At 65.5% G+C, this 26,272-nt stretch carries 25 protein-coding genes; 15 read left to right on the top strand and 10 right to left on the bottom strand.

Annotated elements, in window-relative coordinates; all coding sequences use genetic code 11:
* The first annotated feature begins 25 nt into the window (after positions 1-25).
* Entirely contained in the window at positions 26-1,684 is a 1,659-nt protein-coding gene (locus tag BMX67_RS03400) for an NAD+ synthase (RefSeq protein ID WP_090732513.1), read from the top strand.
* A gap of 16 nt (positions 1,685-1,700) precedes the next feature.
* Here BMX67_RS03400 and BMX67_RS03405 read toward each other — a convergent pair whose 3' ends face one another.
* Together BMX67_RS03405 and BMX67_RS03410 are read right to left on the bottom strand one after the other, a co-directional pair.
* Positions 1,701-3,005, bottom strand: coding sequence for a calcium-binding protein (locus tag BMX67_RS03405; RefSeq protein ID WP_090732514.1), 1,305 nt, complete (start codon positions 3,003-3,005; stop codon positions 1,701-1,703).
* A 260-nt stretch (positions 3,006-3,265) separates the two neighbouring features.
* Positions 3,266-4,006, bottom strand: coding sequence for a glucose 1-dehydrogenase (locus BMX67_RS03410; protein WP_090732515.1), 741 nt, complete (start codon positions 4,004-4,006; stop codon positions 3,266-3,268).
* Between the two features lie 95 nt (positions 4,007-4,101).
* Here BMX67_RS03410 and BMX67_RS03415 point away from each other — a divergent pair, with 95 nt between their 5' ends.
* Genes BMX67_RS03415 through BMX67_RS03425 form a run of 3 tightly spaced genes read left to right on the top strand, consistent with a single transcriptional unit; the run spans position 4,102 to position 7,441 of the window.
* Positions 4,102-5,043, top strand: a complete 942-nt coding sequence (locus BMX67_RS03415) for an ABC transporter permease (protein WP_090732517.1) — start codon at positions 4,102-4,104, stop codon at positions 5,041-5,043.
* Entirely contained in the window at positions 5,040-5,852 is an 813-nt protein-coding gene (locus BMX67_RS03420; protein WP_090732519.1) for an ABC transporter permease, read from the top strand. The genes BMX67_RS03415 and BMX67_RS03420 overlap by 4 nt, the downstream gene beginning before the upstream one ends.
* Positions 5,849-7,441: an ABC transporter ATP-binding protein gene (locus BMX67_RS03425; RefSeq protein ID WP_090732520.1), complete on the top strand. Its 1,593-nt coding sequence runs from the start codon at positions 5,849-5,851 to the stop codon at positions 7,439-7,441. The genes BMX67_RS03420 and BMX67_RS03425 overlap by 4 nt, the downstream gene beginning before the upstream one ends.
* Positions 7,442-7,486: 45 nt before the next feature.
* Here BMX67_RS03425 and BMX67_RS03430 read toward each other — a convergent pair whose 3' ends face one another.
* Positions 7,487-9,127: an MFS transporter gene (locus BMX67_RS03430; RefSeq protein ID WP_090732521.1), complete on the bottom strand. Its 1,641-nt coding sequence runs from the start codon at positions 9,125-9,127 to the stop codon at positions 7,487-7,489.
* 430 nt (positions 9,128-9,557) lie between these two features.
* Between BMX67_RS03430 and BMX67_RS03435 the strand changes: the two genes are divergently transcribed.
* The 3 genes from BMX67_RS03435 to BMX67_RS03445 all read left to right on the top strand — a co-directional run bounded on the left by BMX67_RS03435 (position 9,558) and on the right by BMX67_RS03445 (position 12,164).
* Positions 9,558-10,394 carry a L,D-transpeptidase gene (locus BMX67_RS03435; RefSeq protein WP_090732870.1) on the top strand — a complete coding sequence of 279 codons (837 nt, stop codon included), beginning with the start codon at positions 9,558-9,560 and terminating at the stop codon, positions 10,392-10,394.
* Between the two features lie 122 nt (positions 10,395-10,516).
* Positions 10,517-11,221 carry a hypothetical protein gene (locus tag BMX67_RS03440; RefSeq protein ID WP_090732522.1) on the top strand — a complete coding sequence of 235 codons (705 nt, stop codon included), beginning with the start codon at positions 10,517-10,519 and terminating at the stop codon, positions 11,219-11,221.
* Positions 11,222-11,246: 25 nt separating this feature from the next.
* Positions 11,247-12,164, top strand: a complete 918-nt coding sequence (locus BMX67_RS03445; protein ID WP_090732524.1) for a lytic transglycosylase domain-containing protein — start codon at positions 11,247-11,249, stop codon at positions 12,162-12,164.
* Between the two features lie 84 nt (positions 12,165-12,248).
* Here the strand turns inward: BMX67_RS03445 and BMX67_RS03450 are convergent, their stop codons facing one another.
* Positions 12,249-14,450, bottom strand: coding sequence for a primosomal protein N' (locus BMX67_RS03450; protein WP_090732871.1), 2,202 nt, complete (start codon positions 14,448-14,450; stop codon positions 12,249-12,251).
* 114 nt (positions 14,451-14,564) lie between these two features.
* Here BMX67_RS03450 and fsa point away from each other — a divergent pair, with 114 nt between their 5' ends.
* The 5 genes from fsa to BMX67_RS03475 all read left to right on the top strand — a co-directional run bounded on the left by fsa (position 14,565) and on the right by BMX67_RS03475 (position 18,453).
* Positions 14,565-15,218 carry a fructose-6-phosphate aldolase gene (gene fsa / locus BMX67_RS03455; RefSeq protein WP_090732525.1) on the top strand — a complete coding sequence of 218 codons (654 nt, stop codon included), beginning with the start codon at positions 14,565-14,567 and terminating at the stop codon, positions 15,216-15,218.
* A 33-nt stretch (positions 15,219-15,251) separates the two neighbouring features.
* On the top strand, positions 15,252-15,953 hold the full coding sequence (locus BMX67_RS03460) for a DUF484 family protein (RefSeq protein ID WP_090732527.1): 702 nt from the start codon (positions 15,252-15,254) through the stop codon (positions 15,951-15,953).
* Between the two features lie 32 nt (positions 15,954-15,985).
* Complete coding sequence (locus BMX67_RS03465; RefSeq protein ID WP_245739152.1) at positions 15,986-16,891, top strand: tyrosine recombinase XerC; 906 nt, start codon at positions 15,986-15,988, stop codon at positions 16,889-16,891.
* A gap of 114 nt (positions 16,892-17,005) precedes the next feature.
* A complete protein-coding gene (gene msrA / locus BMX67_RS03470) occupies positions 17,006-17,581 on the top strand; it encodes a peptide-methionine (S)-S-oxide reductase MsrA (protein WP_090732529.1) in 576 nt (191 codons plus the stop codon).
* Positions 17,581-18,453: a 50S ribosomal protein L11 methyltransferase gene (locus tag BMX67_RS03475; protein ID WP_090732531.1), complete on the top strand. Its 873-nt coding sequence runs from the start codon at positions 17,581-17,583 to the stop codon at positions 18,451-18,453. Before msrA ends, BMX67_RS03475 begins: the two co-directional genes overlap by 1 nt.
* A 123-nt stretch (positions 18,454-18,576) precedes the next feature.
* Here the strand turns inward: BMX67_RS03475 and BMX67_RS03480 are convergent, their stop codons facing one another.
* Both BMX67_RS03480 and BMX67_RS03485 read right to left on the bottom strand, forming a co-directional pair.
* Complete coding sequence (locus BMX67_RS03480) at positions 18,577-18,768, bottom strand: DUF1127 domain-containing protein (RefSeq protein ID WP_090732873.1); 192 nt, start codon at positions 18,766-18,768, stop codon at positions 18,577-18,579.
* A 175-nt stretch (positions 18,769-18,943) separates the two neighbouring features.
* A complete protein-coding gene (locus BMX67_RS03485) occupies positions 18,944-19,690 on the bottom strand; it encodes a 16S rRNA (uracil(1498)-N(3))-methyltransferase (RefSeq protein WP_090732532.1) in 747 nt (248 codons plus the stop codon).
* A gap of 15 nt (positions 19,691-19,705) precedes the next feature.
* Here BMX67_RS03485 and ubiA point away from each other — a divergent pair, with 15 nt between their 5' ends.
* The 3 genes from ubiA to BMX67_RS03500 all read left to right on the top strand — a co-directional run bounded on the left by ubiA (position 19,706) and on the right by BMX67_RS03500 (position 23,214).
* Complete coding sequence (ubiA, locus tag BMX67_RS03490; protein WP_090732534.1) at positions 19,706-20,644, top strand: 4-hydroxybenzoate octaprenyltransferase; 939 nt, start codon at positions 19,706-19,708, stop codon at positions 20,642-20,644.
* Between the two features lie 87 nt (positions 20,645-20,731).
* Complete coding sequence (locus tag BMX67_RS03495; protein ID WP_245739158.1) at positions 20,732-22,888, top strand: OmpA family protein; 2,157 nt, start codon at positions 20,732-20,734, stop codon at positions 22,886-22,888.
* Positions 22,885-23,214, top strand: coding sequence for a cation:proton antiporter (locus tag BMX67_RS03500; RefSeq protein ID WP_090732537.1), 330 nt, complete (start codon positions 22,885-22,887; stop codon positions 23,212-23,214). The genes BMX67_RS03495 and BMX67_RS03500 overlap by 4 nt, the downstream gene beginning before the upstream one ends.
* 87 nt (positions 23,215-23,301) lie before the next feature.
* Here the strand turns inward: BMX67_RS03500 and BMX67_RS03505 are convergent, their stop codons facing one another.
* The 4 genes from BMX67_RS03505 to rpsU all read right to left on the bottom strand — a co-directional run bounded on the left by BMX67_RS03505 (position 23,302) and on the right by rpsU (position 26,253).
* Positions 23,302-24,483: an amino acid aminotransferase gene (locus BMX67_RS03505; RefSeq protein WP_090732538.1), complete on the bottom strand. Its 1,182-nt coding sequence runs from the start codon at positions 24,481-24,483 to the stop codon at positions 23,302-23,304.
* Between the two features lies 1 nt (position 24,484).
* Complete coding sequence (gene sseA, locus BMX67_RS03510) at positions 24,485-25,339, bottom strand: 3-mercaptopyruvate sulfurtransferase (protein WP_090732540.1); 855 nt, start codon at positions 25,337-25,339, stop codon at positions 24,485-24,487.
* A 74-nt stretch (positions 25,340-25,413) separates the two neighbouring features.
* Positions 25,414-25,887 carry an SsrA-binding protein SmpB gene (smpB, locus tag BMX67_RS03515; protein WP_090732542.1) on the bottom strand — a complete coding sequence of 158 codons (474 nt, stop codon included), beginning with the start codon at positions 25,885-25,887 and terminating at the stop codon, positions 25,414-25,416.
* A gap of 159 nt (positions 25,888-26,046) precedes the next feature.
* On the bottom strand, positions 26,047-26,253 hold the full coding sequence (gene rpsU / locus BMX67_RS03520; protein WP_022705914.1) for a 30S ribosomal protein S21: 207 nt from the start codon (positions 26,251-26,253) through the stop codon (positions 26,047-26,049).
* Between the last annotated feature and the right edge of the window lie 19 nt (positions 26,254-26,272).

A 26,272-nucleotide genomic window follows, 5' to 3' on the forward strand; every position in this document is an offset into this window, starting at 1 on the left:
GCGCGCAATCATACGGGGTCCCGCCATGTCCGACCGCTTTCGCCTGACAATCGCCCAGTTGAACGCCACCGTCGGCGACCTGCGTGGCAACGCGCAAAAGGCACGCGACGCCTGGCAGGCCGCACGCGACGCCGGGGCCGACATGGTCGCGCTGCCGGAAATGTTCATCACCGGCTACCAGACGCAGGATCTGGTCCTGAAGGCCGCCTTTACCGAACAGGCCGTCGCGGCGGTCATGGAACTGGGCCAGTCGCTGACCGGCGGCCCGGCCATCGGGATCGGCGGCCCCTGGCGCGAAGGCGACAAGCTGTACAACGCCTATTTCGTGTTCCGCGATGGCAAGCTGGTGGCGCGGGTGCTGAAACATCACCTGCCCTTCAAGCAGCTTTTCGATGAATTGCGCCTGTTCGACAGCGGCCCGATCAGCGGCCCCTATGTCGTGGGCGACGCCCGGATCGGCAGCCCGATCTGCGAGGACAGCTGGTATCCCGACGTGGCCGAAACCCTGGCCGAAACCGGGGCCGAGATTCTGGTGGTGCCGAATGGCAGCCCCTATCACCGCGAAAAGCTGGACCTGCGCATGGGCCATATGGTCGGTCGCGTGGTCGAAACCGGCCTGCCGCTGGTCTATGTGAACATGGTCGGCGGGCAGGACGATCAGCTTTACGACGGCGCCAGCTTCGTGCTGAACCCCGGCGGCAAGAAGGTCGTGCAACTGCCCCCCTTCCAGGAGGCGGTCGAACATGTAGATTTCATCCGCACCGCCGAAGGCTGGCAGGCCCAGCCCGGCCTGATGGCCCCACAGCCCGATGCCTGGGAACAGGATTACCACGCGATGATGCTGGGCCTGCGGGAATATCTGCGCAAGTCGGGCTTCCGGAAGGTCGTTCTGGGCCTGTCGGGGGGCATCGATTCCGCGCTGGTCGCCACCATCGCCGCCGATGCCATCGGCCCGGAAAACGTGCGCTGCGTCATGCTGCCGTCGGAATATACGTCAAAGGGCAGTCTGGATGACGCCGCCGATTGCGCCACCCGGCTGGGCACGCGGCTGGACACGGTCAAGATCGACGGCGCGCGCGACGCGGTGTCGGGGGCGCTGGCCCATCTGATGGAGGGCACACAACCCGACGTCACCGAGGAAAACATCCAGTCCCGCCTGCGCGGTGTCATGCTGATGGCGCTGTCGAACAAGTTCAACGAAATGCTGCTGACCACCGGCAACAAATCCGAGGTCGCGGTCGGCTATGCGACGATCTATGGCGACATGGCGGGCGGCTATAACCCGATCAAGGACCTGTACAAGACGCGGGTGTTCGAAACCAGCCGCTGGCGCAACGCCAATCACCGCGACTGGATGATGGGCCCCAAGGGCGAGGTGATCCCGCCGCAGATCATCAGCAAGCCCCCCTCGGCCGAGTTGCGCCCCGACCAGAAGGACGAGGATTCACTGCCCCCCTACGAGGTGCTGGACGCGATCCTGGAAGGTCTGGTCGAAAAGGATCTGGCGCTGAAGGATCTGGTTGCGCAGGGCTTTGACGCCGACACGGTGCGCAAGGTCGAAAAGCTGCTGTATATCAGCGAATGGAAACGCTATCAGGCGGCGCCGGGTCCGCGCATCTCGACCAAGGCTTTCTGGCTGGACCGCCGTTATCCGCTGGTGAACCGCTGGCGCGACGAGCTGTGACCCGTCGCGCGGCGCCTTACAGGAAGAAGTCGCGCATCAGCATGTTCATCGCGTCGTCCAGGATGATGGTCAGTTCGGCCCGCCGGTCGCCATCGGCATCGGCAAGGATCCGGGTTTCGCCATTGGCGCGGACATAGCGCAGTTCGCCCTCATCGCCGCTGAAACGGCGCTGGCCGATGAACTCGAACCGTTGATCGCCGCCCCGGCCCTCATTGGCATCGACCTGACGCAGGTCGATCTTGTCGCCCTGTCCGCGCCTGAAATCCATGACCCGGTCGGCGCGGGCATCGAAATCGTCGCGAAAGCGGAAATGATCGGCACCCAGCCCGCCGATCAGCGTATCCGCCCCCTCGCCGCCCATCACGACATCGCGGCCCGCCCCCCCGGCCAGGCGATTGTTGTCGTAATTGCCGATCAGCACATCGTTTCGCGATCCGCCGATCAGATGTTCGATGTCGCGCAGTTCCAGCCGCCCGCGGGCGGTATCGACCTTGCCGCTGTCCAGATCGGCATGAATGGCGACCCTGAATGCCGCCATGTTCACCGTGTCGCTGTCGCGATGTGCCGGGCCAGAGGTGCTGCCGCCGCCATTCACGATGACCCGATGCCCCGCATCGGCCTGCATCTTGAAGATCAGCGTGTCGGCATCATGCCCAAGATGCACATAGTCGGCGCCGCCCTTGTTCAGCACGACGCGATCCATGCCGCGCCCCGCATCGATCACGCCGATCCAGTTCGCACCGGTCGTGATCAGATCCGCGCCGTCGCCGGTCGATATCCGGCCCGCCTCGCTGCGGACGGTGATGGTGTCATTGCCATCCAGCGACTTAATGGACTCGACCCCTGCCCCGCGATCATTGACCACCAGCCTGTCGCGGCCATCGCCCAGATCGACCGTACCCAGCCAGTTCGTGCTGTTCAGCGTGACGACATCATTGCCATCGCCCGCGGAAATCAGCGCAACCCAGAAATTTCCGTTCACGGTGATGTTGTCATGCCCGCCGCTGGTGTCGATGATCTCGGCGCGTGTATTGGTCAGCGATATGACATCCTTGACGTCATTGCGGCACAGGATCGCGTCCAGCCTGCGACTTCCCGCTGCGCTATCCGCGATCCGCAACCCAAGCGAGCCGGACGCCCGAAGGATCGAACTGTTCCAGTCCCCGGTCATCTCGACGGTCAGCAATGGCCCGACGCTGGGTGAATAGAAAAACGCGCCGTCCAGCCATTGGTCGAACCACTGGTAATATTCGGTCCCCCCGACCGAGATTGGCGTCACCCCATCCATCGCGATGGTGGTCGAACTGTTGATCGTAGGCATGGCACCCCCCTTTCATGCATCAGGGGAAATATTCTGCCATGAACCATATCGCGTGGCCGAAGATTATATTGTCATGCTTTAATTATCGGCCCGACAAATTATCAGTGAATAATGACGCAGTTTCTATCAAGCACGGCTTCTGAATATCCATTGAAGCACCGAATTCGAAAAGCCGCGGGGATCGCATCGTCCCGGTGGCCAGCCACGCGGGCCCGCCCGCGTGATGGCAAATGTGCAGATCATAGGGAAATCGTGGCGAATCAGATGCAGCGACCGCCATCGACCTCCATCGCGACACCGGTAATCATCGACGCCTCGTCCGAGGCCAGAAAACATGCGGCATTTCCCATATCCTCGGGCGTCGAAAAGCGGCCGATGGGAATAGTGGACAGAAACTTGGCGCGAATTTCGGGCGTATCCTGCCCCATGAAACTTTTCAGCAGCGGGGTTTCCCCGGCGACCGGGTTCAGCGCGTTGACGCGAATGCCGAACGGAGCCAGTTCGACCGCCATCGCCTTGGTCGCGGTGATCAGCCACCCTTTCGAGGCATTGTACCAGTTCAGATTGGGCCGGGGCGACACCCCCGCCGTCGAGGCCACATTCACGATCGCCCCCGTACCGGCCTGCTTCATCAGCGGCACGATCTCGCGGGCGATCAGGTAGATCGACTTGCAATTGACCGCCATGACCCGGTCGAAATCATCTTCTGTGATCTCCTCCATGGGACCGGGCAGATGGGTGACGCCCGCATTGTTGACCATGATGTCGATGCGCCCGAACCGCTGTGTGACATCGGCGACCATTGCGCGGACGCTGTCGGCATCAGAGACATCGGCCTGTACCGCCATGCCGCCAAGCTGATCGGCGATCCCGGCAGCGGCCTCGCCATTGATATCCGCGACCACGACCCTTGCCCCCTCGGCCGCGAATTTGCGCGCGATGCCCGCGCCGAACCCGCTGCCGCCGCCGGTGACGATGGCGACCTTGTCTTGCAATCTCATCAGGATCCTCCCTTTCCCTTGCCGGCATCATGGCGATGACAGGCCCGACCGCAAGGCACTTTACCGTTCTGTCATGCGGGGTTAGCGTCCGTTCCATGTTGCGCTATCTCCTTCATCGGGTGATCTCTCTGGGGCTAGGCCTTGTGGCGGCCTCGGTCCTGATCTTTGCCGTGGTCACGCTGGTGCCCGGCGATCCGGCCAGCTTCATGCTGGGCACCGGTGCGCAGCCCGAAACCGTCGCCGCGCTGCGTCAGCAGATGGGCTTGGACCAGCCCTGGCCGCTGCGCTATCTGACCTGGGTCGGGGCGCTGTTGCAGGGCGATTTCGGGCAAAGCCTGACCTACAAGACGCCGGTGGCCGGGATGATCCGGGACCGGATGCAGGTTTCGCTGCCACTGGCGCTGATGGCGCTGGTGCTGGCGGCGGCGGTCGCCTTTCCGGTCGGGCTGTTTGCGGCATCGCGGCGCGGACGCGCGGGCGATGTTGCGGTAATGGGCGGCACGCAGCTGGGCATCGCGCTGCCGAATTTCTGGTTCGCGATGCTGCTGGTCCTGATCTTCGCGGTCAAGCTGCGGTGGCTGCCCGCGGGCGGGTTCGCCGGATGGGGCGATCCCGTCGCCGCGCTGAAATCGCTGATCCTGCCGGCCATCGCGCTGGCGCTGCCGCAGGCGGCGATCCTGGCGCGGGTCCTGCGGTCGGCCCTGATCGAGCAACAGGGCCAGGATTACATCCGCACGGCACGCGCCAAGGGACTCAGCGCCGGCCAGACGTTGCGGCGTCACGCGCTGCGCAATGCGATGATCCCGGTGCTGACAATCATGGGGATGCAGTTTTCCTTCCTTCTGGCGGGGGCGATCATCATTGAAAACGTGTTCTACCTGCCGGGTCTGGGCCGCCTGATCTTCCAGGCCATCAGCCAGCGCGACCTGATCGTGGTGCAATCCGCGGTGCTGGTGCTGGTGGCGGCGGTGATCGCGGTGACCTTTCTGGTCGATCTGGCCTACGCCGCCATCGACCCGCGCCTGAGGCAGCGATGAAGCCCGGTCTGATCCTTGGCGCCACGCTGGCGGCGCTGGCCCTGCTGGCGGCGGCGCTGTCGCTGGTCTGGACACCTCATGACATCACGCAGCTGGCCATCGTACAGAAGTTGCAGCCCCCGTCGGTAGCCCATCCGTTCGGCACCGACCATTTCGGCCGCGACATCCTGTCGATGGTGATGCTGGGCGCACAGGTCTCGATCGCGGTGGCGCTGGTGGCGGTGGGCATCGGCATGGGATTGGGCGTGCCCTTGGGCCTTCTGGCCGCGGCCCATCGCGGCGGCTGGCTGGACGAGGTCGTCATGCGGGGCAACGATCTGATCTTCGCCTTTCCCAGCCTCGTCATTGCCATCCTGATCACTGCGGTCTTCGGCCCTTCGGCCGTGAACGCGATCATTGCCATCGGCATCTTCAACATTCCGGTCTTTGCCCGCGTCACGCGAGGGGGGGCGCTGCCGATCTGGACGCTGGACTATATCCGCGCGGCCGAGGTGTCGGGCAAGGGCCGCGCCCGGATCAGCCTGCAGCATATCCTGCCCAACATCGCCAACCTGCTGATCGTGCAGGGCACCATCCAGTTCAGCCTCGGGATCCTGGCCGAGGCCGGGCTGTCCTATGTAGGCCTTGGCGCACAGCCACCCACGCCCAGCTGGGGGCGCATGCTGGCCGAGGCGCAGACCATGGTCACGCTGGCCCCGCATGTCGCGATCATCCCCGGCCTGTGCATCGTGTTGACCGTGCTGGGGCTGAACCTGCTGGGCGACGGGCTGCGCGACGCGCTGGACCCGCGGCTGCGGGTGACGCGATGATCCGGGTCCGCGACCTGTCGGTGACGATCGGCGACGTCCCCATCCTGCGCGATATCGATCTGGACCTGTCGCCCGGCCTGATCACCGGGCTGGTCGGCGAAAGCGGATCGGGCAAATCCATGACCGCGCTGGCCCTGATGCGCCTTCTGCCCGCGCGCGCACGGGTGCAGGGCCGGATCACTCTGGACCGGACCGACCTGACCGCAATGCCCGAACGTCAGATGTGCCGCATCCGCGGCCGCCGCATCAGCATGATCTTCCAGGAACCGATGACCGCGCTGAACCCGCTGATGACGATCGGCGATCAGGTGGCCGAGGTCCTGCGCATCCACCACGATCTGGACCGTGCCGCCGCGCTGCAGCGGGCCCGCGAACGACTGGACCGCGTCGGCCTGCCCGCGCCGCGCTTTCCGCTGACGCTTTTCCCGCATCAGCTGTCGGGCGGTCAGCGTCAGCGTGTCGCCATCGCGCTGGCCATCGCCGAACGCCCCGATCTGCTGATCGCGGATGAACCGACGACCGCGCTGGATGTGACCACGCAGGCGCCGATACTGGACCTGCTGCGGGATCTGGTGCGCGACGAAGGCATGGCGCTGCTGCTGATCACCCATGATCTTGCCGTGGTCGCAGGCCTTGCCGATCGGGTCGTGGTGATGAAATCCGGCCGCATCGTCGAAGCCGACAGGACCGAGGCCCTGTTTCGCACCCAGTCGCACCCCTATACCCGCGACCTGTTCGCAGCCTCGCGGCACGCACCCGCACGCGCCACGCCGCGCCGCGACGACGCGCCCCTGCTCAGCATCCGCGAGGCCCGCCGTGACTACCGCCTGCCCGGCGGCGGCAGCCTGACCGCCGTCGACGATGTCACCCTGACCATCGGGCGTGGCGAAAGCGTCGGCCTGGTCGGGGAATCGGGCTGCGGCAAATCCACGCTGACCCGCGCGATCCTGGGCCTCGATCCGCTGCAGGCGGGCCAGATCCGCCTGGACGGCCAGACCATCCGCGCGGGCCATCGGATGCCGCCCGCCCTGCGCGCCCAGATGCAGGTCGTGTTTCAGGACCCCTTCGACAGCTTCAACCCCCGATGGCGCGTCGCAAGGCTCATCGCCGAACCGTTCCACCTGACCGGCCGCCCGCCCGACTGGCGCGACCGCGTGGCAACGGTCCTGTCCCAGGTCGGGCTGGCCCCCGCGGATGCGGACAAATACATCCACGAATTCTCGGGCGGTCAGCGTCAGCGCATCGCCATCGCCCGCGCCCTGATCATCCGCCCCCGGCTGATCGTGCTGGACGAGGCCGTCAGCGCCCTTGATGTCCGTGTCCGCGCCCAGGTCCTCGACCTGCTGGCCGATCTCAGGATCAGCCACGGCCTGTCCTACCTGTTCATCAGCCATGATCTGGGCGTCGTGCGCGGTGTCACCGACCGCGTTCTGGTGATGGAAAAGGGCCGCATCGTCGAAGACGGCCCCGCCCAACAGGTGATCGACCGCCCCGATCACCCCGCGACGCGCCGCCTTGTCGCGGCAATGCCCCGCATCCCGCAGGACTGGACCACCGGATCTTATGTGCCGAAATATCCTCGGGGGTGAATTGGCCGCAGGCCAAGAGGGGGCGGACAGCCCCCTTTCCATGACCTAGGGAATCTCGATCTTGCCGACCAGCGGGATGTCGTCCTGCGGACTGACGGCATGGCGCTCGATCATGCGATGCACCACCGGATCGCCGTCGCCCCGGTGCAGCGCGCGCAGCGCCACGGTGACCTCGGCATCCGATTTCGTGCGCCGCAGATTGTGGCGGACATATTCATCCCAGGTCGCGATGTGATAGCTTTCGGTCCAGTGCTCGGGATGTTCCAGATCGCGCAGCATCGCCCAGTTCCGCGCCCCGTCGCGGCGCCGGATATTGCGACGCAGCCGCATCAGTCGCAGAAACTCCTGCACGTCATCGGGGGCGATGTGATAATCCACCATCACCATGATAGGCCCCGACCGCCCCCGCAGATCCAGCGCCAGCTCGGGCTCGCGAAAGCGGTTCACAGGGTCCAGATCGACGGTGCCGAATTCCGGCGCCTTGAACCAGAACCCGACCACTGCGCCGAACGCCAGCACCGCGCCCGCCATGGTCAGCGCCGTGCCGATCCCCTGCGCCCCCGCGACGCCGCCCCAGATCCACGACCCGGCGGCCATGCCCCCGAAGGTCGCGGTCTGATACAGCGCCAGGGCACGCGCCACGACCCAGCGCGGCGTCGACAGTTGTACGGTGACATTGAACAGCGACAGCGCCAGGACCCAGCTGGCCCCCGCAGGCAGCATCGCCAGCCCATGCAGCCAGATCTGATCGGTCTGACCCAGCACGATGGCCGCACCGGCAAAGCCCGCAAAGGCCAGCCGCACGATATGTTCGTTGTTGAACCGGGTTCGGATGCGCGGGTTCAGCAACGCCCCGATGATCGCACCGACACCATAGCAGCCCAGCAATCCGCCGAACAACAGCGACCCGCCCTCGGGGTGGCTTTTCGCCACCAGCGGCAACAGCGCCAGCACCGCAACGGCGGCAAAGCCGAACAGCGCCCCGCGCAGGATCACCTTCATCAGGTTGGGCGACAGCGCGACATAGCGCAGCCCGGCCGACAGCGCGGGCAGAAAGGCCTCGGGCGGGGCGGTGCGCGGGGCGATCTGCGGCTTCCAGCGCAAAAGCGCACCCAGAAGCGGAAGATAGCTCAGCGCATTCACCGCAAAGGCCGCAGCCGCGCCAAAGCTGGCAACGATGATGCCCCCGGCGGCAGGTCCCACGCTGCGCATCATGTTGAAGCCGACCGAATTCAGCGTCACCGCCGAGGCCAGATCCTTGCGTGGAACCAGATCCTGCATGCTGGCCTGCCAAGGCGGGTTGTAAAGCGCCTGCCCCGCCCCGATCAGAAAGGTGAAGCCCAGCAACAGCCACGGCGTCAACCCGCCCTGCCACGCCACGACCGCCAGGATCACCGAAATCCCGGCCATCAGGCATTGCGCGGCCAGCAACAGGGTCTTGCGGTCGAAAATATCGGCCAGCGCCCCCGAGGCCAGCGCCAGCAGCATGATCGGCAAGGTGTTCGAGGCCTGCACCAACGCGATCAGCGTCGCGCTGTCGGTCAGCTGCGTCATCAGCCATGCCGCCCCGACCGCCTGCACCAGGCCGCCGAAATTCGACACGAGGGTCGCGGACCACAGCGTCCGAAAATCGCGATGCCGAAACGGCGCCAATGCCGAGGGGCGCGCCTCATCCTTGCTGGTCACGGGATCTGGCCTTGCTTGGTTCTGTGCCACCTTGTCAGGCTTTGCGCAGGAACTGCAAGCTCACTGGCAGGATCATCGCGCCCCTGCCCGCTGGCCTGCATCCGCGCCGACCCGGCAGGCCATCAAGCGCGGCCCGGTCACCTTTGTTCAACTTTTCTCGCCCAGAAGCGATGTTTCCATGAAACCGAACCGCCGTCCGGCCCGTTCCCCCGCCATGACGACTTTGTCGGACTGGCACCGTCACGCAACAGCGATTCCGCGAATCCAAAGGGTTTCGGGGCCACGGGGTTGACGCGAGGGGCGATGTCACAGCCTGATGGAATGTCACGCGAATCCGCCGCAGGTCTGCCCCTGTGCCGTGATCTCGCCCTGAATACGCTGCCGCGATCGCGCCTCTGCCGGTGCGCTCGACGATAAAAAGGAACAGATGATGCGCCTCGCCCCCCTTCTGATGGCGGCTGCTCTTGGTTTGGCGGCCTGCGCGCCGACGCAGACGACCACGACCGCCACCGCCCCTGCCTCGGGTATTCCCGCGATCTACGAAGCCCGCACCGATATCGGCCCGAATGGCGAACCGGTTCAGATCCCTGCCGTCCGCGCCGCCTATCTGACCGAACGCAACAGCCGTCAGCGCGTGGCCTATAATGGCCCCGAGAGCCCCGGCACCATCGTCGTCGATCCCTATGCGCGCGTTCTCTACGACGTTCTGGAAAACGGCGAGGCGATGCGCTTTGGCATCGCAGTCGGACGCGCGGGCAAGGGGTTCAACGGCAACGCCACCATCTCGGTCAAGAAAAGCTGGCCCAGCTGGACCCCGACGCAGAACATGATCCGGACCGAGCCCGAACTTTACGCCCAGTTTGCGGGCGGGCTTCCGGGCGGGCTGAACAACCCGCTGGGATCGCGCGCGCTGTATCTGTATCGCAATGGCCGTGACACCTATTACCGGATTCACGGCACGATGGACCCGTCGTCCATCGGCAAGGCGACGTCGGCCGGCTGCATCCGCCTGTTCAATCAGGACATCATGGATCTTTTCGACGAAACCGAGATCGGCAACCGCGTCAAGGTTCGCAGCCAGGCGGAAAGCCTGCGGATCGAAGGTCCGATGATCGAAACCCCCGAAGGCTATGTCATTCCGGCCGCCGATGCCGCACAGGCCCAGGTGGCCCCCGCGGGTGACGCGGCCGTCGCCGGTGTGCCGACCACGACCGTGGTGACCGCCGCCGGCGTCTCGCCTGTCGAAAGCGCCGTACCGCCGCGCTAGGCATCGTCCGAGATCCTTGAAAACCCTGGCCCCGATCCCGTTTCGGGGCCTTTTCAATTGCGGGAACCGGTCGTTTCGCGCAATTTGGGCCAAACCAGCCAGACAGCGCCAAGAGGGCCGTGATGCCGAATTATCTGAAACTGGAACAAGAGCTTCTTTCGACTGCCCATCGCGATCTGGCGGAAAAATCGCGCCAACCCGCAATCGGCGCCCTGACCGACGCGGCGCTGCTGAAGCTGATCGCGGATCTGGACAAGGCCCGCGCGGGCGCAGGCGCGTCGGGAACCGATGGACAGGTGACCGCCGCGGATCTGTTCGCCAACGCCCTGCGCCGCGCCGCCACCGAACGCCGCCGCCGCGGCCTGTCCCCGGCGGCCAGCGCGAACACCCCGACCGGACCCGCGCCAAAGGCCGCGGCAAAACCCGCCGCCCCGCGCCGCAGCCGCAAGCCCGCCACGCGGCAGGCCACGGCGCGCAAGACCACGGAAACGCGCAAGACCGACCTTCGCACCGGCTCGCGCCGCGTGGTCAAACCTGCGGAACCCGCCACAGTCACCCCGACGCAAAGTCCCGCGCCGCAAAAACCTGCACAAGAAGCCGCGCCGAAACCCACGATCGACAAGGCCGCCCGCAAAGCCGCGAAAGAGGCTGAAAAGGCCGCGCGCAAGGCCGAAAAGCAGGCAGTGAAGGCTGCGGAAAAGGCCCGGAAGAAAGCCGCCAAAGAGGCCGAGAAAGCCGCCCGCAAGATGGAAAAGGCGCTGGCCAAGGCGGCGGCCAAGAAGGACAAGACGAAGAAGGCGAAAAAGGCTAAGAAGAAGGCCAAGTAACCCCTGACGACCTTCTTCGGCTGCGATGCGTGTCCTTCTGGTAATAGCTCTGGGTCTGGCGATGGCGTCTCAGGCGGTCGCCCTGCCGGGCGTCGATGCCGTTCATGGCCGCCCGCCTGCGCCGCAGGCCAAGGACATCCGCTGTTCTGACGATGGCCGCGACTGCGTGCGGCTGGATCATTATGTGGCCGATGTCTGCAAGCTGATCGAACGCAATGCTTCGGAACATGGGTTGCAGCCCAGCTTTCTGGCACGGCTTCTGTGGAAGGAAAGCCGTTTCGAACCGGGCGCCGTCAGCCCCGCCGGAGCGCAGGGGATTGCCCAGTTCATGCCCGGCACCGCCGACCTGTATGATCTGGACGACCCGTTCAACCCGGCGCTCGCGATCCGCAAATCGGCCTGGTATCTGGGCTATCTGACCCGGCGCTTTGGCAATATCGGGCTTGCCGCCATCGCCTATAATGGCGGCGAAAATCGCGCCACGCGCTTTGTCGCGCTGCAGGGCGGACTGCCCTACGAGACACAGGATTATGTCGAGGCCATCACCGGTGTCGGCGCGCTGTATTGGCGCGACAATCCTCCCGCCGAGGGTGATCTGAAGCTGGCCCTTGATCCGGATCGCGATTTTCGCAGCGCCTGCGTCGATTTGGCGGGCAACCGCACGCTGCGCGAATTCGTGACCGAACCGCGCGTGTTCCCATGGGGCGTGATCGTGGCCAGCCATCCCAATCGGTCGGGGGCGGTGCAGCAGGTGGCACGGCTGAACCGCGCCCTGCGCCCGGTGCTGGGCGACAAGAAAATCGGCTATGTGCGCAAGCGCATCACCGGGATGCCGCGCCCGGTCTATACTGCGCAGATCGGCTATGACAGCCGGGGCGAGGCGTATAATTTCTGCCTTCGTTTCAAACGGATCGGCGGTCGCTGCATCGTCCTGAAGAACTGACCCCGACCAAACCGCGGGACAGCCCGCAGGGGGTCCGGGGGGTGTGAACACCCCCGGCGGTCGCGGGACGCAAAGCCCGGCCGATTACAGAAAGCTTTGCGGATCTATATCGACCGACAGCCGCAGATTGGCGGGCAGTTTGACTGGCGCCAGCCAATCGGCGATCGCCGCCTGCACCGGGGCCTGTCGTGGCGCGTGGATCAGCATCCGCATCCGGTGCCGCCCGCGCACCCGCGCGATGGGCGCGGGCGCGGGCCCCCACAGGGTCGCGCCCGCATCGCGCAACGGCTCGGCGTGATCGGCCAGATAGCGGGCGAAATCACTGACCACCGGCAGATCGGGATGCGACAGGATGATCCCCGCCAACCGGCCGAAGGGCGGCATCCCCATCGCCTGCCGACCGGCGGCTTCGGCATCCCAGAAGGATTCGTCCTCTCCCGACAGGATTGCGCGGATCACCGCATGGTCGGGCTGATGGGTCTGCAACATCGCCACGCCCGGCGCCGCGCCCGATTGCCGACCGGCACGGCCCGCAACCTGCCGCATCAACTGAAAGGACCGCTCGGCGGCGCGCAGATCGGCCCCTTGCAGACCCAGATCGGCGTCGATGACCCCGACCAGCGTCAGGCGCGGAAAATTATGCCCCTTGGCCACGATCTGCGTGCCGATGATGATGTCGGTATCGCCATTCGCGATCTCGGCGATGGTCTCTTTCAACGCGCGGGCCGAATGGAACAGATCCGAGGACAGGACCGTGGCCTTGGCATCGGGAAACCGGGCGGCGACTTCTTCGGCGATACGCTCGACCCCCGGACCGACCGGCGCCAGCTTGCCTTCCACGCCGCAGGACGGACAGGCCGTCGGGATGGGGCGCGTCTCGCCGCATTGATGACAGACCAGCCGGTTCTGGAACCGGTGCTCGACCATCCGCGCGTCGCATTGGTGGCAACCGATCTGTTCGCCGCAGGCGCGACAGACCGTGACCGGCGCAAAGCCGCGCCGGTTCAGGAACAACAGCGACTGTTCGCCCTTGGCCAGCCGCGCCTCGACCGCCTGCGCCAGACTGGGCGAGATCCAGCGCCCGCCCGGCAGATCCTCGGATCGCAGGTCGATCGCAACCATGTCCGGCAACTCTGCCTCGCCATAGCGCGACCGCAGATCCAGCCGACGGTATTTGCCGCTGGCGGCATTGGCCCAGCTTTCCAGACTGGGCGTGGCCGATGCCAGGATGACCTGCGCCGAACTGATCGAGGCCCGCAGCACAGCCATGTCGCGCGCGCTGTAGAACACGACATCCTCCTGCTTGTAGCTGCTGTCATGTTCCTCATCGACGACGATCAGGCCAAGATCGCGGAACGGCAGGAACAGCGCCGATCTTGCGCCGACGACCATGCCGACCTCGCCCCGCCCGGCCATGTGCCAAAGCCTGCGCCGCTCGGTTCTGGTGATGCCGCTGTGCCATTCGCCGGGCCGTGCGCCGAACCGTGCCTCGACCCGGTCCAGAAACTCGGCCGACAGCGCGATTTCCGGCAACAGCACCAATGCCTGCCGCCCCTGCGCCAGACATTCGGCGACCGCTTCCAGATAAACCTCAGTCTTGCCCGACCCGGTCACCCCGCGCAGCAGGGTCGTGCCATAGCCGCCGCCCGCGATCGCGCCGCGCAGGCTGTCCGCGGCCGCCTGCTGATCGGCGGCCAGCGGCTTGCCCGGTCGTGCCGGATCCAGCACAGGATAGGGGGCGTCACGCGGCGCCTGAATTTCGGCCAATGCGCCCTGCGCCACCAAGCCCTTGACCACCGAACCGCCTACCCCGGCCAGCTGCGCCAGTTCGGACGGGGCAAAGCTGGCCCCGCCGTGATCCGCCATCACCTGCAGAACGCGCTGGCGCGCCTCGGTCATGCGCTGCGGCGGGGCATCGCCCGGCACGATCACCCGTCGCGCGGCGGGCGGCTGATCCAGATCCGGCGCCCGCGTCGCCATGCGCAGCATCAAGGGCGGCGGCGTCAGCGTGTAATCGGCGGCGCGGGTCAGAAAATCCAGGAAACCCGGCTGGAACGGCTCGGCGTCCAGCACCTTGGCGACCGGACGCAGCTTGGCCAGGTCGAAATCGCCCTTCCCCTCGCCCCAGACAAGGCCCAGTACCCGGCGCGGCCCCAGCGGCACCATCACCAGCGCCCCCTGACGCACACCGTCTTCGGGGGACAGGTAATCCAGAATGCCCACGGGTTCGCAGGTCAGGACCGCGATTCGCGCGCGGGCGGGGAAATAGGCGGGCAGATCACGCATCGGGGACAGATAAAGACGCGGCACCGGGCGGTTGCAAGCCCCGGGGTTGTTCCTCTTTCCGATGGCGGCCATGTCGGGTAGAACCCGGACGAACCGCACAAGAGGAGCCGGGCCATGAAATTCTTCGTCGATACCGCAGATGTGGACGCCATCAAGGAACTGAACGATCTGGGCATGGTGGACGGCGTGACCACCAACCCCTCGCTGATCCTGAAAGCCGGCCGCGACATCGCAGAGGTCACCAAGGAAATCTGCGATCTGGTCGACGGTCCGGTCAGCGCCGAAGTCGTCGCCGAAAAGGCCGAGGACATGATCCGCGAAGGCAAGCATCTTGCCAAGATCGCCGACAACATCACCATCAAGGTGCCGCTGACCTGGGACGGCCTGAAGGCCTGCCGCACACTGTCGAACGAAGGCCACATGGTCAATGTCACGCTGTGCTTCAGCGCGGCACAGGCATTGCTGGCCGCCAAGGCGGGCGCGACCTTCATCAGCCCGTTCATCGGCCGTCTGGACGACATCCACCTGGACGGGATGGATCTGATCGCCGATATCCGCGAGATCTATGACAATTACGGCTTCCAGACCGAAATCCTCGCCGCGTCGATCCGCAGCGTGAACCATGTCGTCGAAGCCGCCAAGATCGGTGCCGATGTCATCACCGCCCCGCCTTCGGTCATCAAGTCGATGGCGAACCATGTCTTGACCGACAAGGGTCTGGCACAGTTCAATGCCGATTGGGCAAAGACCGGTCAGAAGATCGGCTGAGGACAGCCGCCACAGGCGGCGGAAAGGGGCAGGATGACGGCAACACCCGAGGCGGATCAGGGGCTGGACCCGGAAACCCGCGACAAGCTTCTGGCCGACCCGGCCGTCATCCTGGAAGACCGCGATCTGATGCGCGCCCTTGTCGCCGCCCGCGAAGCCGAGATCGGTGACAATGTCATCGATATTCGCGGCCGCGCGATGGAGGCGCTGGAAGGTCGGCTGGACCGGCTGGAAGCCCAGCATGAAAACGTGATCGCCGCCGCCTATGACAATCAGTCGGGCACGGCGGTCGTGCATCGCGCGGTGATCGGCCTTCTGGAATCCGCCGATCTGGCGGAACTGACCGACAGCCTTCAGGCCGACATCGCCCCCCTGCTGCGGATCGAGACCCTACGCCTTGTGGTCGAGGCCGACCCGCGCCTGACGGCCCTGCCCGAAGATGTCGTCATCGCCCCCGAAGGCGCGGTGGGCCGCATTCTGACCGCGGGCCGCCGGATGCCGCGCGGCGATGACATCATCCTGCGCCCCGCATCCCCCATCACCCGCCCCATCCATGGCCGCACCGTCGCATCCGAGGCGCTGCTGCCGCTGGATCTTGGGGAAGGCTGGCCCCGCGCGTTGTTGCTGATGGGCAGCGCCGAGGAACAGCGATTCATGCCCGCACATGGCACCGACCTGCTGCGCTTTTTCGGTCAGGTCTTCCGGCTGGTGCTGTTGTCGCGCCTGCGCGGATGACGGTGCCGACGCCTTTGGCCCTTGCGCCCGCCATGGCGGACGCGCTGGCCCGCTGGCTTGAGGTCGAGGCCGCGACCCGCGACAGGTCCCGCCACACGATCACCGCCTATCGCGCCGATCTGCTGACCTTTCTGGCCTTTCTGGGCGGTCATCTTGGCGAGGCCGTCACGCCCAAATCGCTGGCCCGGATCCGGCAGACCGACATGCGCGCCTTTGCCGCTGCGGAACGGGCGCGCGGGTTGGGGCCGCGATCGCTTGCACGGCGGCAATCGGCGGTGCGCAGCTTTCTGCGCTGGATCTCGGACCGCGAGGGTTATGACCTGTCTGCCGCGCTGGCCACGCGCAGCCCGAAATACATGCGGTCCCTGCCCCGCCCACTGTCGCCGGAACAGGCGCAGGATGCGCTGGACATGGTTGCCACCGGCCATGACACACCCTGGGTCGCGGCGCGCGACGTGGCGGTGATGACGCTGCTGTGGGGCTGCGGATTGCGCATCAGCGAGGCGGTCGGCCTGAATGGCAGCGACTGGCCGTTTCGCGACAGCCTGACGATCACCGGCAAGGGCAAACGTCAGCGCCAGGTCCCGATCCTGCCCGTGGCCCGCGATGCGGTCGCGGCCTATCTGCATGACTGTCCGTGGCAGACCGAACCCGATCTGGCGCTGTTCCGGGGCGTGCGGGGGGGGCGTCTGGATGGCGGCCAGATCGCCGCATCGCTGCGCAAGGCACGCGCGGCGCTTGGCCTGCCGCCCACTGCCACCCCGCACGCACTGCGCCATTCCTTCGCCACGCATCTTCTGGCCGCAGGCGGCGATCTGCGGACGATTCAGGAATTGCTGGGCCATGCCAGCCTGTCGACCACGCAGGTCTATACCGGGGTCGACGACGCGCATCTGATGGCGGTCTATCGCGCCGCGCATCCACGCAACCGGGGCTGATTGCCGCAACATGGCTTGATTGCCGCCCCGACTTCGCGCTTTCTTCACCGGGCGGCCCGCGAACCGGCGGGCGGTCAGCGGCGTTACCCCAGACCCGAGCAGAAGGACAAAGCGATGACGACACATGCGATATTCGACCGGCCGCTGGACGCGAAGGCCCCGCAGGGCTTTGATCAGGCGGTGTTCGGGATGGGCTGCTATTGGGGCGTGGAACGGCTGTTCTGGAAACAGCATGGCGTCTGGCTGACCGAGGTGGGCTTTGCCGGCGGGCAGACCGAAAACCCGACCTACGAACAGGTCTGCAAGGGCGATACCGGCCATGCCGAGGTGGTGCGGGTCGTCTTTGACAGTTCGCTGATCAGCTATGACCACCTGTTGCAGCTGTTCTGGGAACATCACGATCCCACGCAGGGCGACCGTCAGGGCAATGATGTCGGGCCACAATATCGCAGCCTGATCATCGCCCAGAATGACAGCCAGCGCGCCGCCGCCGAAGCCTCGCGCATCGATTACAACAACCGGCTGGCCGTGCAGGGCTATGGCGAAATCACCACCCGGATCATCGATCAGGTCCCGTTCTGGCCCGCCCATCCCGAGCATCAGCAATATCTGGCGAAAAATCCGCAGGGTTATTGCGGGCTGAAGGGCACCGGGGTAGAGGCGTCCATGCCCAATCCGGACCCGATCTGATGACAACATATACCGCCCTGACCCATGCCGCAGGCCGCGCCCCCGCCGAGGCGCTGTGCGAAGCCTGCGAAGAACTGATCCCCGAACCCGTCGGCACCGGCGTGTTCGAGATCGAGGACGGGTCGAACCGCTGGGAAGTCGGGGTCTATTTCACCGAAAAACCCGACGAGGTCGCGCTGGCCCTGCTGGCCGCCGCATGGGGGGCCGAGCCTTTCGTGATCTCGGAACTGCCCGAGGTGGATTGGGTCGCCCATGTGCGCCGCGAACTGACCCCGGTCGAGGCCGGACGCTTTTTCGTCTATGGCAGCCATGACGCCGACAAGGTTCCCGAAGGTGCCGAGGCCCTGTGCATCGAGGCCGCGATGGCCTTCGGCACCGGCCATCACGGCACCACCAAGGGCTGCCTTGAAGCGCTGGACCGTCTGGCGAATGCCGGCTACGAGGCGCGGCGCATCGTCGATATCGGCTGCGGCACCGCCGTTCTGGCGATGGGCGCGGCGCGGATCTGGCCGGTCACGGTTCTGGCCAGCGATATCGACCGCACCGCCGTCGACACCGCCGAGGCGAATGTGCTGGCCAACGGGTTGGCCGGACGTGTCGAATGCGTCGAGGCGGCGGGCTTTGATCACCCCATGCTGGACCGGGCCGCGCCTTTCGATCTGGTGCTTGCCAATATCCTGAAACAGCCGCTGATCGACCTGTCGGGCGACATGGCGACCCGCGTCGCCGCAGGCGGCAAGATCATCCTGTCCGGCATTCTGACCCATCAGGGTGACGAGGTGGTCGCTGCCTATCAGGCGGCGGGCTTTGCGCTGGATCAGCGCGACGATCTGGGCGAATGGGTCACGCTGGCCATGACACGCCAGGGCTGACGGCCCGACAAAAGCGGGCAGATCGACAGGGTTTGCCTGCCCAAGCCATTGCCAACGCCCGGACATGAAAAAACCCCCACTGCAACCGCATGGGGGTTCGTTCATCTATTGCGTTGGCCTGATTCAGCCGCGCGCAATCCGCTCGATGTCGCCGCGGCACAGACCGATATCGTCCAGTTCGCGGTCGGACAGGCGGTTCAACTCGCGGCGCGTGACGCGGATATCGTTCCACGACCCGAGCAACGAGACGATGCGTGCGACGAAGCTGCCAAAGCCCCCAACAGCCATGCTGCGGTTCGTTTCAATGGCGGACATCATATCACCTGTTCTTGGTTTGCCTGAATGTCAGGCAGGTTTCGGATAGGCAGGTAGATAATCTGTGCAACTGCAGAACAGTAGTCGCAGAAGCGGCAAGGCCGCTATGCAGATTTTGCAGCCATTGCTGACCAGAATCGACTTTCTGCGGCGCAGAAACGACATCCTGTGCAGGTCAGATGTCGGATTCGTCCTGCTTGACCTTGCGCCAATCGCCCAAATTGGCCTGCCACAGGGCCAGCGCGGCGACCGCCGCCGTGTCGGCGCGCAGGATTCGCGGACCCAACGCGATTCGCGTCACGAATGGCAGCGCGGACAGGCGGCGGCGCTCGGGCTCGGAAAAGCCGCCTTCGGGACCGATCAGGATTGCCCAGGGCCCCGGCATCAGCCCGGACAGCGTCTGCGCCGGGCCGGCGATCGCCTCATCGGCCCACAGAATGCGGCGTTCCGCGTCCCAGCCGTCCAGAAGGCGCGACAAGGCTTGCAGATCCTCGACGGCGGGCACGAAGGTGCCGCCGCATTGTTCGGCGGCCTCGACGGCATGGGCCTGCAGGCGATCCTGCCGGATCCGTTCGGAATTGGTGAAATCGGTCTGAACGGGCAGGATCCGCGCCGCCCCCATCTCGGCCGCTTTCTCGACGATGAAATCGGTGCGGGCCTTCTTGATCGGCGCGAACATCAGCCACAGATCGGGCGGGTCCTGCTGCGGCGCGGATTGGCGGATCAGATCCAGGCTGCCGCCGCGCTTGCCCGCCTCGGTGATCTGCGCCAGCCACGCACCGTCGCGGCCGTTGAAGACCGTGATCTGGTCGCCCGCCTTCTGCCGCATCACCCCGGAAAGGTAATGCGCCTGCCCTGCCTCCAGCGGCACGGGTTGTCCCGCCGCCAAGGGGTGATCTATGAACAATCTGATCTTCGCCATGATGGGCCCGACGCTATGCAAAGCCGCACCGAAAGACCAGATGCCGTCGTCGACGCACCCAAGGGAAACTGGGTCGACCGCCATGCCCCGCCGGCATGGCGGCCGCTGCTGCGGCTAAGCCGGGCGGATCGCCCCATCGGCACATGGCTGCTGCTGCTGCCCTGCTGGTGGGGAATCGGGCTGGCGATGATGACCGATGCGCCACGCTGGTTCGATCTGTGGATCGCGCTGGCCTGCCTGATCGGCGCCTTTGTGATGCGCGGCGCGGGCTGTACCTGGAACGACATCACCGACCGCCATATCGACGCACAGGTCGCCCGGACCCGGTCGCGGCCACTGCCCTCGGGCGCGGTCAGCCTGCGCGGGGCGTTCCTGTGGCTGGCGGCGCAGGGGCTGATCGGGTTGCTGATCCTGCTGACGCTGGGACCGGCGGCGATCTGGATGGGGGTCGCATCGCTGGTGCTGGTGGCGATCTATCCCTTTGCCAAGCGCTTTACATGGTGGCCGCAGATCTTTCTGGGGCTGGCCTTCAACTGGGGCGTGATGCTGGCCTATGCCGCGCATATGGGCCGGGTCGATGCCGCGCCGGTGATCGCATGGCTGGGCGGGATCGCATGGACCATCTTCTACGACACCATCTATGCCCATCAGGACGCCGAGGACGATGCCCTGATCGGCGTGAAATCCACCGCGCGCCTGTTCGGTGACAACAGCCCGCGAATTCTGGCGGGTTTTGCCCTTCTGGCGACGCTGCTTCTGGGAATCGCGATCCTGCTGACCGGTCGCAATCTGTTGATAGGCGGGATCGGACTGGCGGGCTTTGCCGCCCACATGGCCTGGCAGCTGCGGATTTTCGAACCCGATCAGGGGGATACATGCCTGCGCCTGTTCCGGTCCAACCGTGACACGGGGCTGATCCTTGCGCTGTTTCTCGCCATTGCGGGGCTGGCATGATTGCGCGATGCGGTTCGCGCCGCTAGACCCGTTTCGGCTTGCAACAGCCCAAGGTGCCCGCCCATGGCGTCGTCCCGCAGCCGTCGAATGTCGACCTCTCTTGCCACATTGATCACGCTTGCCGGTGCGGCGGGCCTGTCCTGGTGGGGGGCGCAGTCAGCGGCGCAATTCATCGAGACCAGGTCGCGCCAGGATGTGACACTGGCCCTGGCGACGGCAGGCCAGGACTGGGTCCAGGTCGAAACCAATGGGCTGCAGGTCAGGTTGACCGGCACCGCCCCGACCGAGGTCGATCGCTTTCGCGCGGTGACGCAGGCGGGCTCGGTCGTGGATTCCAGTCGCGTTGTCGATGACATGACCGTCGCGTCACGGGATGCGATGGTGCCGCCCGAATTCAAGGTTGAACTGCTGCGAAACGATGACGGCATCTCGCTGATCGGGCTGGTTCCGGCCAAGACCGACCGCGAGGCGCTGGTCCGCAGCCTGCGCACCGAAACCGCCGCGCCCAAGGTGACCGATCTTCTGGAGTCGGCGGAATATGCGGTGCCCGAAGGCTGGGCCGACGTGCTGGCCTATGGTCAGCGCATCGCGCAGATGACGCCACGCGCCAAGATCTCGATCGCCCCCGGCGAGGTGCAGGTGACGGCGCTGGCCGACAGTCGTGCCGAAAAGGGCCGTCTTGAAGCCGAATTGAAACGTCTGGCCCCCAAGGGCATCAAGCTGGTCACCAATATCTCGGCGCCGCGCCCGGTCGTGGCGCCTTTCACCCTGCGCTTCCTGATCGACGACCAGGGCCCGCATTTCGACGCCTGCGCCGCCGATACCGAGGCCGCGCAGAAGCAGATCCTGGATGCGGCCGTCCGCGCCGGTGTCGACGGCAACCCGACCTGCACGCTTGCGCTTGGTTCGCCCACGGCCGATTGGGCCGGCGCGGCGGTCCCGGCGATCAAGGCCGTTGCGGCACTGGGCAAGGGATCGGTCACGATCTCGGACGCCGATATCGCCCTGATCGCCCCCGAAGACGTGCCCGCCGACACCTTCGCCGAGGTGGTGGCAACGCTGGAACAGACGCTGCCCTCGGTGTTCTCGCTTCAGGCGCAGCACGAGGAAAAGAACGACGCCACCCAAGGGCCCGCGGAATTCGCCGCCACCTTGTCCAGCGACGGACGCCTGTCCATGCGCGGCCGCATCGCAGACCAGCAGATGCGCGAGGCCGTCGACAGCTTTGCCCGCGCCCGTTTCAGTACCGTCAGCGGCAACCTGCGCGGCGACGCCTCGATGCCCTCTGGCTGGACCGTGCGCGTGATTGCAGCGCTCGAGGCGCTTGACGGGCTGGCGAACGGCACGATCACCGTCACGCCCGACCTGATCGAACTTGGCGGCACATCGGGCGATCCCCGCGCCACCGAACGCGCCGCGGCAAGCCTGTCGCGACGGCTTGGGGCGGGTGCCGATTATCAGCTGGCGATCCGCTATGACCGCTGGATGGATGCCGCGCTGGCCCTGCCCGACGGACAATATTGCGTCGATCAGCTGAACATCGTCATGTCCGAAAGCGAAATCGGCTTCGAACCCAGCAAATCGACCATCGCGGGCGATCCCGCCCCAACCCTGTCGCGGCTGGCAGGCATCATGCAGGACTGCGCCGACTATCAGATCGAGGCTGGCGGCCACACTGATTCCCAGGGCTCCGAAGGTTTCAACGCCGATCTGTCCCGCGCCCGCGCGCAGGCCCTCTTGAAGGCGATGTCCGATGCCGGGATCGATACGTCCAACATGACGTCGCGCGGATATGGCGAAAGCCAACCCATCGCCAGCAATGATTCCGAAGCCGGGCGCGAAGAAAACCGCCGGATCGAGTTCCGCCTGCTGTCCGAATCGCCGGTGCGCAACGAACCCCTGCCCGCCCCGGTGGTGCTGGAAGGCGTGACCAGTGACGCCTCGGCCAATGCGGAAACGGCGCAACCGGACGTGACCGCCGAACAGGGCCGCGCCATGGCCTATGGACCACAACTGCCGACAACGGAATCGCAGGAATCGGATGGTGACGCCGACCCCGCGCCGGTCTCGACCGCACCGGCGACCCTGGGCGTGACCGAACAGTTTCAGACACTGGACGAGCGCGAGGAAAACCTTAGGCTGCCCGTGCAGACGCCCGATGCCGATACCCCGCGCCCCGAAAAACGGCCGGACGACGAAGACGGCGCGGATGAAACGACCGCAGCAGACGAGACCGCCGAATGAACCGCACCGAATTCATCACCGCCACAGCGGTCATCCTGTTCAGCGCCTTCGTTCTTGGCTGGTTCGCCTGCTGGGTGGTCCAGCGCCTTGCCCGCCCCACCAACGCGAATATGGGCGAACTGGACCACATGGCGCAGCAACTGCACGATGCCGAGGAAACCCGCGATCAGGCCATCGCCCAGCTTGAAGACAGCGAGGCCCGCCTGAATTCCCGCCTGCGCGAAACCGAAGCCGAACTTCAGGCCGCCATGGACGGGTTGCGCGAAAGCCGCAACGAGGTCGAAGAACTGCGCGACTATATCGAAAAGAAGCTGGCCCGCCGTTAAGGTCCGCCCTTCGCCCCATCTTCTGTGCGGAAATATCCCGGGGGCGTCCCGCAGGGACGGGGGCAGCGCCCCCATCCCGCAGTCCGGTCAGATACCGGCGTCGATGATCGCGCGGGCCAGAACCGGAACCGTATCGCGGTTCAGCCCCGCAATGTTCAGGCGCGAATCGCCGACCATGTAGATCGCCGAATCCGATTTCAGCTTCTGGACCTGCTCGGGCGTTGCGCCAAGCCGTGAGAACATGCCGCGATGCTGGGCGATGAAATCGAACCGGTCGCTGCCCGACAGGTCACGCAACTCGGATGCCAGCTGATCGCGCAGAGCCAGCATGGTGTTGCGCACATCTTCCAGCTCGGCCTTCCAGTCGCCGCGCAGCGCGTCGTCGGTCAGGATGGTGCTGACGATCCGCGCACCATGGTCGGGCGGGAAGGAAAAGTTCTGGCGGTTCAGATAAGCCATCGCGCCCTGTGCCAGATCGCGCGCCGACGGATTTTCCGACAGCGCCATCAGGATGCCGGTCCGTTCGCGATAGATGCCGAAATTCTTGCTGCAGGATGCCGCGATCAGAACCTCGGGCAGGCTTTTCGCGACCAGCCGGGTCGCTTCGGCATCGGCGTCCAGACCGTCGCCAAAGCCCTGATAGGCCAGGTCGATCAGCGGCACCGCGCCGGATTTTTCAAGGATCGCGATCACCTCGCGCCACTGGTCCAGCGTCAGGTTCGCGCCGGTCGGGTTGTGACAGCAGCCGTGCAGCAGCACGATGTCGCCCTTGCCCGCCTTGGCGATATCGGCCTTCATCCCCTCGAAATCGACGCCACGGGTCGCATTGTCGAAATAGCGGTATTCGACAAAGGGCAGACCCATGAACTTCATGATCGACAGATGGTTGGGCCAGGTCGGGTCCGACACATGCACTGTCAGATCGGGATTCGCCATCCGCGCCAGTTCCAGCGCCTGTCGAATCGCCCCGGTGCCCCCCACCGACGCCACCGAGGCCAGACGGTCCGCGGGCACATCGCCCAGAACCATCTGCGCCATGGCATTGCGGTATTCGGGCTCGCCCGCCAGACCGGTATAGGCCTTGGTCGTCTGGCTTTCCCAGATCCGCTGCTCTGCCGCCTTGACCGCCCGCATCACCGGCGTCACGCCTTGCGGGTCCTTGTAGACGCCGACGCCAAGGTCGATCTTTCCCTGACGGGTGTCGGCCTTGTATTCCTCGATCAGCATCAGGATCTTGTCGGGGGCTTGCGGTTTCAGGTTGGACAGCATCTCAGGCGTCTCCGGTTGCAATATTCAGGTCGGCGAAGCTGCCCCATTCGGCCCAGCTTCCATCGTAGAGCGAGTGATTGCGATGCCCGATCCGTTCCAGCGCCAGGCTTAGGATCGCGGCGGTCACACCGCTGCCACAGGTGGTGATGGCAGGCTTCGACAGATCGACGCCCGCCTGTTCGAAGGCGGCGCGCAGCGCGGCCTCGTCCTTCATCGTGCCATCGTCGTTCAGCAGCCGGCCGAAGGGCAGGTTCTTCGATCCCGGAATATGGCCCGAGCGCAGGCCGGGGCGCGGCTCGGCCGCCTCGCCGCGAAAACGTTCGACCGCGCGGGCATCGATGATTTCGTGATCGCCCAGCTTCGAGGCCGCGGCCACCTGCGTCACATCGCGAACCAACCCTGCCTGACGTTGCACGGTAATGTGCCGGTCGCGCAGGATCGGCGGCATGTCTTCGGTTTCGCGACCTTCGGCCTGCCATTTCGCAAGACCGCCATCCAGCACGGCAACATCGGTCTTGCCCATCAGGCGAAAGGTCCACCAGACCCGCGCCGCGCTGCGGACGTCGGAACTGTCATAGATCACCACCTGATGCCCGTCGCCCACGCCCATGGCGCGCATGCGGCTGATGAACATCTCGACCGGCGGGGCCATGTGCGGCAATGCGCTGCGGCCATCGCTGATCGCATCGACATCGAAAAACCGTGCGCCGGGGATATGGGCGGCCTCGTATTCCGCACGGGCATCGCGACCGGTCGCGGGCATGTGCCAGCTGGCATCGATCACCCGCAGATCGGGATCGTTCAGATGGGCGGCCAACCATTCGGTCGAGACCAGCGTCTTTGGATCGTCCTGCATCTGCCCCCCACACGTCGTTCAGCACGCTGACCGATCTACAGGGGGATTGACGGCGCTGCAACGCCAAGCGGGCCCTAGCCCTGCTTCAAAAGACGCTGTTTCTGGCGATTCCAGTCGCGTTTGGCGCTGGTTTCGCGCTTGTCGGCGACTTTCTTGCCCTTGGCGACACCGATCTTCAGCTTCACCAGCCCCTTGTGATTGAAATACATCACCAGCGGCACCAGCGTCATGCCCTCGCGTCCGACGGCCTGCCACAGCCGTGCCAATTCGCGCCGACTGACCAGCAACTTGCGCTTACGGCGCTCTTCATGGCCGAAAACACCCGCGTTCAACAGCGTCGCGATATAGCCATTGATCAACCACAGTTCGCCATCTTCGATGCTGGCATAGCTTTCGGCAATGTTCGATTGCCCGGTCCGCAGGGATTTCACCTCGGATCCGGTCAGGACGATGCCAACCTCAAGGTCGCTTTCGATAAAGTAATCGAAACGCGCACGCCGATTCTCGGCGATCACCTTGTAGTTCTTGTTGTCGGGTTCCTTGGCCATGACGCGGTTAGATAAGTACCCGCAGGGCGGCTGTAAAGGTGGACCGGTATCCGCCGCGGGGGCGCACATGAAAGAAAGCGCCCATCGGGTGGTCCCGATAGGCGCTTATCGTTTTTCTAAGCTGAGGCACCAGGGCTTCAGACTAGGCGTCGCGTCGCCTTACAGCGCGCCTTCGCGCTGTGCCTTTTTACGGGCCAGCTTGCGGGCGCGGCGAACGGCCTCAGCCTTTTCACGGGCTTTCTTGACCGACGGCTTCTCGAAATGCTGCCGAAGCTTCATCTCGCGGAAGACACCTTCGCGCTGAAGTTTCTTCTTCAGGGCACGAAGCGCCTGTTCGACGTTGTTATCGCGAACGTTGACCTGCATGTGGTTGTCACCACCTTCC

This window comes from Paracoccus homiensis (assembly GCF_900111675.1).
Classification (GTDB): Bacteria; Pseudomonadota; Alphaproteobacteria; order Rhodobacterales; family Rhodobacteraceae; genus Paracoccus; species Paracoccus homiensis.